Annotated in this window: 7 protein-coding genes and 2 pseudogenes; 2 read left to right on the top strand and 7 right to left on the bottom strand. The window is 43.4% G+C overall.

Going from position 1 to position 13,530, the window contains the following annotated elements; genetic code table 11:
- From BLT94_RS22550 to BLT94_RS16650, 7 genes and pseudogenes are all read right to left on the bottom strand, one after another.
- Nucleotides 1–101: pseudogene (locus BLT94_RS22550) on the bottom strand (NAD(P)H-dependent oxidoreductase subunit E); the annotation flags it as partial.
- Between the two features lie 138 nt (nt 102–239).
- A pseudogene (locus tag BLT94_RS16675) lies at nt 240–998 on the bottom strand (hydrogenase iron-sulfur subunit); the annotation flags it as partial.
- A gap of 110 nt (nt 999–1,108) precedes the next feature.
- Entirely contained in the window at nt 1,109–4,120 is a 3,012-nt protein-coding gene (locus tag BLT94_RS16670) for an FAD-dependent oxidoreductase (RefSeq protein WP_092236609.1), read from the bottom strand.
- Between the two features lie 98 nt (nt 4,121–4,218).
- Nucleotides 4,219–5,370 carry a (Fe-S)-binding protein gene (locus tag BLT94_RS16665; protein WP_092236581.1) on the bottom strand — a complete coding sequence of 384 codons (1,152 nt, stop codon included), beginning with the start codon at nt 5,368–5,370 and terminating at the stop codon, nt 4,219–4,221.
- A 35-nt stretch (nt 5,371–5,405) separates the two neighbouring features.
- The gene (locus tag BLT94_RS16660) at nt 5,406–5,960 is read right to left on the bottom strand and encodes a 4Fe-4S binding protein (protein WP_014959478.1); all 555 of its coding nucleotides are present in this window, start codon (nt 5,958–5,960) and stop codon (nt 5,406–5,408) included.
- Nucleotides 5,961–5,980: 20 nt separating this feature from the next.
- Nucleotides 5,981–8,008 (bottom strand): aldehyde ferredoxin oxidoreductase N-terminal domain-containing protein, encoded by a 2,028-nt coding sequence (locus BLT94_RS16655; protein WP_014959479.1) that lies wholly within the window; start codon nt 8,006–8,008, stop codon nt 5,981–5,983.
- 689 nt (nt 8,009–8,697) lie between these two features.
- Entirely contained in the window at nt 8,698–9,330 is a 633-nt protein-coding gene (locus tag BLT94_RS16650) for a TetR/AcrR family transcriptional regulator (RefSeq protein WP_041279681.1), read from the bottom strand.
- Nucleotides 9,331–10,811: 1,481 nt separating this feature from the next.
- Between BLT94_RS16650 and BLT94_RS16645 the strand changes: the two genes are divergently transcribed.
- Together BLT94_RS16645 and BLT94_RS16640 are read left to right on the top strand one after the other, a co-directional pair.
- The gene (locus BLT94_RS16645; RefSeq protein WP_092236580.1) at nt 10,812–12,839 is read left to right on the top strand and encodes an aldehyde ferredoxin oxidoreductase N-terminal domain-containing protein; all 2,028 of its coding nucleotides are present in this window, start codon (nt 10,812–10,814) and stop codon (nt 12,837–12,839) included.
- A gap of 20 nt (nt 12,840–12,859) precedes the next feature.
- Complete coding sequence (locus BLT94_RS16640) at nt 12,860–13,411, top strand: 4Fe-4S binding protein (protein WP_014959482.1); 552 nt, start codon at nt 12,860–12,862, stop codon at nt 13,409–13,411.
- The last annotated feature ends 119 nt before the right edge of the window (nt 13,412–13,530 follow it).

The following is a 13,530-nucleotide window of genomic DNA, read 5'->3' as shown; positions in this document are numbered from 1 at the left end:
GTGGCGATCTGCATTACCCGGCTTAATGGCACTTCCAGTTTCACACTGATTTTGTCCAGTATTTCCTTGGACAGCCAACGGTTTTTGCTCTGAACCTCCATCAGCACATGGATCAATGCCTCCGAACGGCCTTGGTATTCGGCAATAATCTGATCAACCTCACCATTGTCCAACGCAGATGCTTCAACTTTTACATCTGCTTCATCCTTATATGAAACGCCGTTTTCATCACATGTGGCTGAAAAAAGATTCCGGTTTTCGTCGAACAGGCATAATCCCTGTCTGGCCGCCAGGTTAAGATGCCGTGATACGTCAGACTGATTGATGCCCAGGCTTTTTGTGATTTCACCGGGCGTACAGGCTTTTTTCCTCAACAGGGCCATAATCCGGCTGATTTCATACTTGTCCACAACCGTTTCTTTGAACAGCTTGTCAAATGCAGGACTGGTAAAAAATTCATCATATTCTTCCACTGTTTTCAGAGGAATTCTCAACCTTATTCTTTCCACCAGCCTTATATACGGTATGAGCTGCTGAACCGCATCCAGCCGGGCTTTCAATTCCTCGGGATCGACTCCTTCACCTGCACCAAGAGGTCCTGACGCTCTCACCGTCCTGGAGAAATCATTCATCACATCGGCATAACGGCTTCCTTCTGAAGCTGAAATCCACTCCAACCTTAATCTTTCGGGATTCACCCCGATCATTTCCAATAATTTGCCGGCAATATGTTTTGTGCTTAATGCAGAAAAATTTCCTTCAGTAATATAATGACATTCACCGGGCCAACAACCGCCGATAAACACCCCGTCTTTTCCGTTTGAAAAAGCCCGGAATATAAATGACAGGTCGACTCTGCCGGTACACATGACACGAATAATTTTAATATCAGGCGTGTATTGTTGTCTGGAAACTCCAGCCAGGTCCGCAGCGGAGTACCCTCACCAATTGCATAAAAAGCCTAAAATACTTGGTTTAAATTCAAGTCCTGGTCCCATTTTCTCACTCCTACGGCAGTCTTCACTGCGGTTCTCTTTCTTAAAATTCTATCAGGGCAATGGTCACCTCAGGAACAACCACCGCCATATCAATCAGGCAAAAGCATTTTTCAGGACGCATCAATTTGGCAAAAGATCTCATCATCGGTAAAGTGTTTTAGAGAAATCGCATTTGCCGGACACACCGTGTTACAGAGGCCATCCCCTTTACAGAGAATGGGATTGACTGTAGCCTTTTTGCCTTTTCCTGTCTCATGAAATTCAATGGCCCCATAATTGCAAACCGATATACAGGCCCCACACGACTCGCAGGCGTTCTCGTCCACCTGGCAAATAGCTCCCGAGACTGTCACCGAATCCTTGTTCAGAATCGTGATCGCACGGCCTGCAGCCCCGTACGCCTGGCTGATCGTCTCCGTGATATGCTTGGGATAATGTGCAATACCGCACAGGAATACCCCCTCGGCTGCAAAGTCTACCGGCCTTAATTTTACATGGGCTTCCTGAAAAAAACCGTCCGGATTCATGGCCACCTTGAACAGCCGGGCCACTTCCATACTCTCTTCCGATGGAATCACCGCAGCAGACAACGTTAGCACATCGGCATCTAATTCAAGCCGCCGGCCCAAGATAAGATCCGGCACAGTAACTCTTAATATCGACTTGCCGCCCTCTGTGGTCGCTTCCACTTCGGGCTTGTCATCCAATTCCCAACGGATAAATTTCACGCCCTTATCGGCAGCCTCACGATAGTAATCTTCCCTGTACCCATAGGTTCTCATGTCTCTAAAGAGGATATAGATGTCCATCTCGGGTTTCAGATCTTTCAGGTTCGTGGCGTTCTTTACAGCATGGCTGCAACATATTCGGGAACAGTAATTTCTGTCCTCATTTCTGCAACCAACGCATTGGATCATTACCAAACTCTCGGCATTCATCAGCGCTTCATCTTGTTTGAAGATACGATCCTCAAGCTCCAGCTGGGTCACTACCTGGTCATCTTCTCCATAAAGATATTCGGTAGGCTTATATTCCGCCGCACCCGTCGCGAGAACCGCAATGCCATGTTCTATGTCTTTGATCCGTCCTTCAGTCTTCACCGTGGTGACAAAATTTCCCACATAACCAGTCACATTCGTGATGATTGCTTCATGGGATATCTGGATGTAAGGATGTTTATATACCTTTTGGACAGTGTCTTTTAAGAAAGCCTGAACATCCATTCCTTCCAGGGTGGTATGAATTCTTCGCGTTATGCCTCCAAGCGCCTTATCCTTTTCCAGCAGCTTAACCCGAAATCCCTGATTGGCCATACTAAGGGCACTGGTCATACCGGCAAGTCCGCCGCCTACCACCAATGCTGTTTTGTTCACCGGCAGCTCAAACTCCTGGAGGGGCTCAAGAAGCGATGACCTGGCCACGGCCATGCGAACGATCTCCTTGGCCTTCCGGGTGGCGTTCTCCGGCTCCTTGGAATGCACCCAGGAGCAGTGTTCTCTGATATTGGCCATTTCATAGAAGTACTGATTGATACCCCCTTCACGGCAAGTGTCCCTGAATAACGGCTCATGGGTTCTTGGCGTGCAGGCGGCCACCACCACCCGGTTGAGACCCTTTTCCCGTATCTGATCCGATATCTGCTTGGCATTGTCCGTTGAGCAGGCAAAAAGGCTCTCCTGGGCATGCACCACATTTTCCAGCCCGGACGCATACTCTACCACTGCCGGCACATCCACCACCCGGCCGATATTGGCACCGCAATGGCATACAAAAACGCCCACACGAGGTTTCTCTTGGGATACATCCTTCTCCGGCGGGTAGACCCGGTCTCTGGCAAGATCCCCCCGACGGTAGGCCAGCAGTTGACTGCAGAGGGCATCGGCCCCGCCGGCACTCATGACCGACTCGGGGATATCGATAGGCCCCTGAAACGCGCCGCTGACAAAAATCCCCGGCCGCGTGGTCTCAATTGGATTTAGCGGATTGGATTTGCAGAACCCGTGTTCGTTAAGCTCAATACCAAACTGGTCCGCCAATTCTTCTGCATTCTTCGGCGGGTTTAACCCCACGGATAATACTACTAGTTCAAATTCTTCTTCCTTGACGCCGTCATCAGCAGTTGAATACCTTATGGAAACATTTTTGGTTTCCGGGTCCTCTTTGCCAATCGATACATAGCTTCTTATAAATTCAACCCCGGGCAGGTTTTCCGCCCGTTGGTAAAACCGCTCGAAATCCTTGCCAAAGGCACGAATATCGTTATGGAAGATCTTCGCCTCAAGATCCGCTTCATGATCCTTTGCCAGGATCACCTGTTTTTGCGCATACGCGCAGCATACGCCTGAACAATAGCTGTTTCCGCCCTCGATCACCTGCCGGGACCCCACACACTGAATCCAGGCGATTTTCTTCGGATGCTTCTTGTCCGATGGGCGCAAAATCTCTCCATCATAAGGACCGGTAGAGGCTAAAATCCTTTCAAAGTCGAGGCTTGTAACCACGTTCTCCATGATCCCATAACCATAGTCGTTCCGCAGTTTTGGATCAAATACCTCAAACCCCGGGGACATGATGACTGCGCCGACCTCTACCTGGATCGTCTCTTCTCTTTGGTTGAGATCTATAGCTTGATTTTGACAGGCACCGATACAGATATTGCATTTTTCATCCTGGAGATAAAGGCAGGTATCAGGGTCAACGTATGTAATCAGCGGAACGGCCTGAGAAAAGTATATATGTATGGCTTTATTCAAGGATAAGTTTTGATTATACTCATCCGGAACCTTGACCGGGCAAACCTCTACACAGGTCCCACACCCCGTGCATCGATCTTCAATGATATATCTTGGCTTTCTGGTCAAAGTGACCTTAAAGTCTCCTGCTTTGCCCTTTATACTTTCAACTTCAGTGTATGACAGAATCTCTATATTAGGATGTCTGCTGCATTCAATAAACTTTGGCGATTCAATACACATGGAGCAGTCATTCGTGGGAAAGGTCTTATCAAGCTGAGACATCTTTCCCCCGATGGCTGGTGCTTTATCAACGAGATAAACGCTAAACCCCGTATTCGCAAGGTCAAGGGCGGCTTGGATGCCGCTGATGCCGCCGCCGACAACCATCACATCTATTAGATTGTTTTTTTCAGGACTGTTAACAGGCAGCCCTTCAACCGTTTCTTTTTCCACTTTTTTTGTCCTTCTAAGAATTCTACGGTTTTCTAAATCATTTCCTGAATAATTTCCGTGATGTCTTTAACCTCTAAGACGTCGTCATATTCCAGGTTTAACATGCTTTCCTCAAAATTGGTGATGCAATAGGGGCAGGCCGTTGCCAGCACCTGTGCCCCAGCTTTCTTGGCCTGGACCAATCTGAGGTCGGAGAACCGTTCTTCCTTGGGAGTGTCCATCCAGATTCGGCCGCCACCCCCGCCGCAGCAAAGGCTGTCTTTGCCCCAATCTGCCATCTCAACCAATTCCAACCCGGATACTGCCTTTAAAACATTGCGAGGCTCATCATATATTTTATTGTGCCGCCCCAGGTAACACGGGTCATGATATGTAACTTTCTTCCCGAACTCACCTGACAATTCAAGCCGTCCCGTTTCAATCAGCTCTGATAAATACTGAGTGATATGAACGACTTCAAAGTTCACCATAAACTCGGGGTATTCATTTTTAAACGTGTGGTAGCAATGGGGAGAAGAAACGATAATCTTCTTCACACCATTGTCGATAAAGGTCTTGATGTTTTCCTTGGCCAGGCTTTGAAATACGTCCTCACTGCCGATTTTTCGGATGCTTTCGCCGCAGCAGCTTTCTTTAGCGCCCAATATGCCGAAATTCACTCTTGCTTTTTTAAGGATATTGGCCGTGGCTGTGGCGATTTTTTTCATTCTCGGATCAAAGCTGAGATAGCAGCCGACAAAATACAGCGCTTCCATGTCCTTTGTGAACGGTTTGACGCCAAGATCTTTTGCCCAATCCCCCCGTTTATTTCTATCAAACTGCAAGGGGTTGCCTTCGGAAATAAGGCTTGCTCTCGCGGTACGGGCCGACTTGACCGACGCCGGAAACACCTCATATTCCGAAGCTATCCGGCGCAAAGACATGCCGACCTCTACCTGTTTGACGCCTCGCGGACACCGATCAGGGCATCTGCCACAGGTCGTACATCTCCATATATCTTCGCCTTCTATCTCCGTTAAGCCAAACGTGGCCTCACGGATGATTTTTCGGATACTGAACTGCCTGACCCGGTTCCAGGGGCAAACCGTGTCGCATAGTCCGCACTGAAAGCAAAACCTGAAGGCTTCTCCACTGGCCTCTTTTATTTCTTCTATGACTTCTTTGAAGGGGGCGACTGTTTCCACTGTATTTATTAATCCTCTTCTTTCAACTTAAGTGGTTAACGCTTTGATAATCGAGAAAAAGTATCCACGACCTTCTTTTGCCCGTGTTTCTTCACGAGTGACTCGTAAGCTGTCTTCAACTCCATCTGATTATCTGCTTCCTGCGTTTCTTCCTCTGCCACTGCCACTTCCCTTTCCGAATAGGTCAAGCAGTCACGTGCGCATATCTGAACACACATCGGCTCAGAAAGTGGAGGCACATCTTCACACATGTCGCATTTGAGAGGAAGACCCGAATCGGGTTCTTTGAACCAACTCCTCGACGGGCAGGAAGCCGGACAGAAAGCGCATTCCGAATACTCCTTGCCGTCGATCACATAATGATTCCGGCCGTTACATTCGGCTTGCGTATAGCCGCCGGCTCGAACCGGCACCCATTGATCGTTTCTTTCATCAATTACCACCTTGATCCGGGAGCGGGCCGGGTTAAAGCTACTGTATTTCGGTATGGCGTGAAATGCAGCACAGGCCTTCTCACAGGCGCGACACCCATTGCATTTGCTCGGGTCTACTTTTATTTCTTTGATTATTTTTTTTGCCGGTTTACTCATTGCTGTTTTCACCTCCCGGACTATTTATTCTTGATATTGTACTCAGTTAGAGTGAAATTTTCAGCTTTACGGAAACTCACTTCTGCATTTTTTGGTCTTCCTTCTGAGTAACATGATTGATCCTTGTAGCAAATATCTTCATCGCCCTTAATGAGTCCCCTCTTGATGAGTTCATCGGCGACATCACCCAGGCCTAATTTGTCCAATGTTAATTTGGTGGGAACGCCTTCGTTGGTCCACCCCTTGAATGTGTAGTATCCGTCAAGAAGCTTCTGCTCATTTTCCGGCTCCCTTTTCTTCCAGTGATCTGCAGGTGGCTTCTCGTCGGCTCTTTTCAGTCCTCTGCTCATATTGATGGCCCTGACAAGATTCCGGTTTCTTCTGGCTACTTGCCATAAATCATCGGCATCCATTTCGATCCCGGTCGCCAATTTAATAAAAGTGGGTATGTTGTAGATGTTGTATGCGGAACCGCCACCGAATTGACCTCTAAATGATGAACAGAATGCGCAAAGGCCAAGGGAGTCATCAACGTAGTGCATGGTTTCGTTCCAATCACATATGTTAATAGCCGCTTCAAATGATGGATGTGTGCGTGGCTCCCATTCCTGGAAGAATTTTTTAAACCTCTCGGGTGCCGACATCCATTCGTCGGTAAACTCCTTTCTCTCTGCAGGTTCTTTAATTGGATCCTGCGGATAAGAGCCCTCGGTCTGATTGATCGCCATCTTGTCGCTGGTGCAATACATGAGATAATACGGATAATTCACTTTGCCCAGCTTGAGAGGTATCTGCTCGAATTTTTTCATTGTGTTATGATCATATTCTTCGGCACCATTGCCGATCTGACGGGCTGCCCGATATACCCCATTGGCCAGAATATCCCCTACTCCTTCTCTCCGGACAAGCTTCTCAAGCAGATAGTAAAACCTGTCGGCAGATTTTTCCGGAAAATCAGGCAGGTCTTTGTCGGTTAAAATGCCTGCTTCATAAAGTTCGATGGCGAAAGCTAAGGCTTGTGGTGCGGCATAGCTGTCCACACCGTATTCCTGGCTTAGGGCCATTATGTCGAAGGTAAAAGGAAGCTCTTCAAAAGCCGCCATATGCCAGGTGCCTTTGCCGAAGCATTTTAACATGTACCTTTGCCGTCCGGGTGGCTTGACCACAAGATGACAGTTTTTAGGACAATTGTAGCAGCCTTGCAACCGGTCGCGGATTTTCAGAGTGTAATCCTTCCACCTGTCTTCTTGCTCCTGATGCCAGAAATCTTTTCTCCTTGTGCGTGCATTGCCCCAGGCAAAATTGTTATGGTGCCAGGCATCGTTCCACTCAATTGCCATGAGATCCCCGTTAAACGGACTTTCATTTATATCCTGATAGTGTTGGAGACATAATTTGAACATCTCTTCGGGGTTGGCAACTTGAAAATCTTTTGTGCCGCGCACTGCGATCGCCTTCAGCCTTTTATCCCCCATAACCACACCTACGCCGCGAGATGCAGACCCGTTATAATGTTCTATGGAGGCCATGAAAAGCCTGTTTTCACCGGCAAGGCCGATTGCGGCCACTTGAATATCACGATCATTTAACTCATCTTTAATAGCATGTGCGGTTTCCTGAGCCCCCATTCCCTTAAGGTGAGAAGCGTCCCGCAGTTCCACTTTGTCATTGTGTATCCACAAATATACCAAATCTTGTGATTTGCCTCGAAGGACGATCTTATCGTAGCCGGCATGTTTGAGTTCCGGCCCAAAATAACCTCCAAAAATCGAATTGGAAAACATGTTCGTCTGAGGAGAAATGGTATCGACCATCGTTCGATTGGCTGCTGGGATAGGAGTACCGTCAAAAAGGCCTGTGCTGAATATAAGCAAATTATCGGGAGAAAAGGCATCGGTCTCCGGACTCACTCGATCCCATATCAACCTGGCGGCAGAGCCATTACCACCCAGATGAAGCCTGGTTACTTCGGGATCTGTTTCTACCCGCTCAATATTGCCCACAGTCAAATCTACTTCCAAATTAATGCCTGTCTCTCCATATCTCATAATATACCTCCTAATAGTTCTATTTGACGGACATGGCGATTAAAGTTAGCAAAAAGCCTGCCAATGGGCAAAAAAAATAAAATTACTTATAAATTCAGATGTTTATTTGTATGAGCAGGAAAAAGATAGTGAAAAAAAACAAAAACTCCTGAAAAACAGGAGTTTTTGTTAATAAATGTTAAATTCTTGTTCTTGAAAAACAGGAGTCTCTGTTTTTATCCCCCAATGAACTTATAACAACGATGCATAAGTCTGAAACTCCTTTTGTAAGGAATAAATTAATGTTTTGTTGTGATCAACCATGCGATCATCTATATTTTATTATTGAAAATAAGTTACCAATGGATTTAAGACATTTCTTTAACTATAAAATCAGCACGTTGCGTAATGATATTGCGATCAGGACATAACACTCCTGAAAAACAGGAGTGTTGTATTCGTGATATTAGGCAACCACTCCTGAAAAAAAATAAGGGATCGGATACCTGCCTGTGTTAAAAAGAATCAGGGCTGACTGATTCCGCGCAGAAGATAGGCATAGCTTTTAAAACTCAGATGTTTTACCAACTGGTCCTGGATTTTCATGTTTGCAGCCGATGCATAGCCGATGCATAGCCGATGCCAATATGAATTATTAACTTATAGTCAAAAAATAAAAACAAGTAAAAACCGGACATCACTGATACGGGCTACTCACATCTGAACCCATTAACAATAATACTGAAAATTGTTTCAATGTTTTCAAATAGTGGATATGACATATCATTTAAGAGCCAACATGTAACCAGATGATCCATTGTGCTGATAAAAATATCACGAGCAGCCTGAGGATCAAGGTCTGCTCTGAGTTCTCCATTTTTTATGCCTTCAGAAATGATAGAAACAGGGTAATAATAAAGAGTTTTGACATTTAAATATACGTCAGTTTTAAGAAATTTTGCATTAGTTTTTAAATTCAGATAGACTACTTTTGCATCTAATGGAGAAAGTTCTATTCTTCTTAAATACCACCATAAATATTTTCTCAGTTTGTTTTCTGCTCCCTTTATCCCAAAAAGATGGTTTTCAAGATCTTCTAAAAGTTCGGAAATCCACAAATCCGGTATCTCAAGTAGAAGATCTTCTTTTCCTTTGAAATATTCATATAGAGCTGCTTCGGAAAGGCCAATGCTTTTTGAAATATCAACAACGGTTGTCTGATGAAAGCCTTTATCGGCAAAAAGTTTTTTTGCAGCTTCAATTATTTGCATTCTTGTATCCGAGCTACTTTGCTTCCCGGTTTTTCTTTTTACTTTTTTTTTTAAAACTTTCTCTTTCTTCATAGAGTTACCAGTTTGCCCTCAAAAAAATTCAATTGCAACATCCTGCAAATGTTTAGCCATCATTATCTCAACTTTTGAAAAAAAAGCCAATGTCACTAACTGCCATGGCAGATCAATCTGCCACAACAAAAAATGAAAGAGGCTTGATTCCAACATCTTAGAAGTTCTTTCATATAAAGATTAATAACATTTAAACAATAAAATTCAACAAGATTTTTATTTTAAAATATGTATTGAACCTTCCCTAAAAAATTATAATTCATACCAAACTCACTTGCTATTTCATGGTGGTGTTTGTTGCCAATAAAAACCCTTTTTATCAAAGCTTTTCTTAATTTTATTTTGTGTGCAACATTTAGTGTATTTTTAAAATGAGTCTTATAAACTAAATGCCACTTAGAATAAACACATTCAAGAATATTTTTTTTGAATGTCAAAAAAAATTTATAATAAATTCACCCGCATTAAATATTATTTTTACTTTTATTCAAGTAACTTACAACAAAAATACAAATACAAACCATCTTTCTATATTACTTAATGATAATATAAATTATTAACAGAAGCAACAAAATCTAACCGATTATAAAGCTCATAAAATAACAAGCACCTGAAAATAGCCTTTGGTAAAAAAATCTCACCCCAAAACAATAAGTATGATTATGTTCTCTACATAATATGTAGTGGTTAAAATAAAAGCTTAGACAACAAAAATTATTTATCTAAGTTCAAATAACTTTTGAACATTATGATAATAGTTATAATTAAGGATGGTTAAAGAATTTTAAATCAATCTGTAATTATCACACAGAGCAGCAGCCTTGCATATAAAAATAATCGGAATTATAAGGTCAACCCATGATCATAGTGCTTTCATAATAAGATTAGGATAAAACAGAAATCATTTTCAAATAAATATTATTATTTTTAAATAATTAAAATAAAAGCTTATTTATATAATACAGCCAATAAATTATTGTTATTATTATACAGTATTTTTTCGAAAAAAAATCATTGACCGCTATATTAGTTAATGCTATTAGGTATTTTACAATAGTGACTGAATAATAAAGGAACTTTTTCCCCAAAAAAACAACTAAGATTTTTAATCCGGCTTAAAATATTGAACCTAAAAGGAGAATCTGAATGTTTACAGTCGAAATCCCAATTCACGGGTGGCACAGGAAAAATTTCTCTCAGGGCAATACCCGCATCCGCAGAAAAAATGTCTGGTGACAGTTAATTTTAAATAACGGCCATGGCAGATCACTCTGCCACAACAAATAATGAAAGACATTTAATTTCAGAAGGTTAAAAGTTCTTTCATATAAATTACCTGGGTAAATATTTTTTTCTTACAAGCAAGATTTTTTTTGGGAAAGATGAGATTTGAATTGATGGAATCAACAGCAGCAGACAGTGAAAGTCGCTGAATTCATCAAAAACCGCGAAGAACGACGAGGGCTGTCAGGAGGTGCATTATGAGATATGGAGAGACAGGCTACAATTTGGAAATCAATTTGACTGAAGGCGAAATTGAGCGGGTAGAAACAGATCACCAATTGACAAGGCTTCATCTGGGTGGCAATGGTACTGCTGCCAGGATAATATGGGACAGAGTGAGTCCCGAAACAGAGGCCTTTTCTCCTGAAAATTTACTCATATTCAGCGCGGGTCTTTTAGTCGGGACTCCTGTTCCGGCCTGCAACCGTACTATGGTAAACACTATTTCTCCCCAGACGAACTTTTTTTCTCATTCGATTTTTGGAGGCTATTTCGGACCGGAACTTAAACATGCCGGCTACGATAAAATCATCATTCAAGGCAAAGCACAAAATTTGGTTTATTTGTGGATACATAATGACAAAGTAGAAATACGGGACGCCTCTCATCTTAAGGGGAAAGGAGCTCAAGAAACCGCATGGGCGATCAAAGAAGAGTTGAAAGATCCCAGAATTCAAGTGGCTGCAATCGGTCTTGCCGGAGAAAACAGACTTTTTATGTCCACCATAGAACATTCTAACGCCAGCGCATCTCGAGGAGTCGGCGTGATTATGGGGGATAAAAGGTTGAAAGCCATAGCAGTGCGCGGCACAAAAGATTTTCAGGTTTTCAATCCTGATGAGTTATTCAAGTTATGCCTTAAACACAGCCAGGATATACATGCCAGCCCGTTTAACGGGGATCTTATGGCAATTGAGTGGAATGACGCTTTTCACCATGACAATTTTGCCTGGGGCAATGCGCGCGTACGGAGAAAAGGCTTTTGGAACCAGGAGTTAGAAGACAGATGGAAGGATTACACTCTGGAGATCCGCGACCGTTTGCAAGGCTGCTATAATTGTCCTAAGAACTGCCATCTCGTGGTCAAGCCACCCGGACGGCAAAGATACATTTTAAAATGCTTCGGAAAAGGCACCTGGCATATGGCAGCTTTTCAAGACCTTCCCTTTACCTTTGATATACTTGCTCTAACCCAGGAGTACGGTCTGGACAGTTATGCCGCACCACAAACCATAGCCTTTGCAATCGAACTCTACGAAGCCGGCATTCTAACCGACAAAGAACTGCCTGATTTTCCTGAAGATAGTGGTGAGAGATTTTACTATCTGCTTGAAATGCTTGTCCGGAGGGAAGGGATCGGGGATGTTCTGGCAAATGGAGTCTATGCGGCAGCCCGTCAGATTGGCAATGGCGCTGAAGTGTATGACCACAATACAATGAAAAAATTTGAGCAGATACCACTCAAGCTGGGAAAAGTGAATCATCCGTATTATCTTATGTATTGCACCAGCGACAAGATGGCGATTAATCAGACCGAGGGTTCCTTCCCACAGGATGCCATTAAAAATATTACGCAAAGACAAGAATTTGCAGACGGTTGGATATCAGCACCCGAGAGGTTTAAAAAATTCTTCATGGAATGGGAGCCAAGAACACATCCATCATTAGAAGCCTCTATTAACATTTGCGACTGGAATGAGACTATGCACTACGTTGATGACGCCATTGGTTTCTGCGCTTTCTGTTCGTCATTTCGAGGTCAGTTCGGCGGAGGCTCCGCATACCACATCTACAACATACCAACATTCATAAACCTGGCGACCGGTATGAATCTGGATGCTGATGACCTGTGGCAAGCGACCAGAAGAAATCGGAACCTTGTCAGGGCCATTAACATCAGTAGAGGTTTGAAAAGAGCCGATGAAAAACCGCCTGCAGATCACTGGAAAGTCAGGGAGCCAAAAAAGGAACAGGAGCTTCTTGGTGAGTACTACAAATTTAAGGGGTGGACCAAAGAGGGAATTCCTACCAAAGCAACATTGGATAAACTAGGCCTGGATTATATAGCCAAGGAATTTATCAAAAAAGGAATCCTTAAAGGCAATGAAAATAATTGTTATATAGATCAATCGTGTTATTCAGAGGGAAGAAAAAAAGAAGCCGTTTTGACTGTCCGTCAGGCTGAAAATTTCACTTTGACTGATTATAACCTCAAAAACAAATAACCCGGGAGGTGACAACTGCAATGAGTGATTCAGTAAAAAAAGTTATCAAAGAAATAAAAATAGATCCGGACAAATGCAATGGGTGTCGCGCCTGTGAGATAGCCTGTGCAGCATTCCACAGCAAACCAAAATACAGTAGCTTTAACCCGAGCCGCTCCAGGATACGGATGGTAATCAATGAGATAAATGATGAATGGGTTGCAATTCGCTCCAGTAATTTCACTAAAACCGAATGTAAAGGCAGATCCAGGTATATAATCAACGGGAAAGAATATAGTGAGTGCAGCTTCTGCAGTACTATCTGTTCCGCCAGAGATGTCTTTAAAGAACCTGATTCCGATCTTCCCCTCAAGTGCGACATGTGTGGGGAAAATCCGGAACAAATACCCATGTGTGTTCAAATTTGCAGTCGTGACGCCTTGACCTATTCAACAAGAGAAGAGGAAGTTCAAGAGCAAGATGAAGTAAAGTGGGAAGAAATGAAAATAGGGTTGGAGTCCTTGTTAAAAAAACATGGTTTAAAAAAGATAAAAAATGCCGTTATCCGTCTGGCAAAGAATAAAAAACACTGATAAACTTTTCCCCGATATCTGATTTGAAAATCGACAGCTCACGTCGTTTCCAGTTATTATGATTTTCCAGCGACCTTCAGTAAAATTTTCTTGACATTGACAAACATTATAAACATAGG

Source organism: Desulfobacula phenolica, assembly GCF_900105645.1.
Classification (GTDB): Bacteria; Desulfobacterota; Desulfobacteria; order Desulfobacterales; family Desulfobacteraceae; genus Desulfobacula; species Desulfobacula toluolica.
This window is presented reverse-complemented; position numbering and strand designations above follow the sequence as displayed.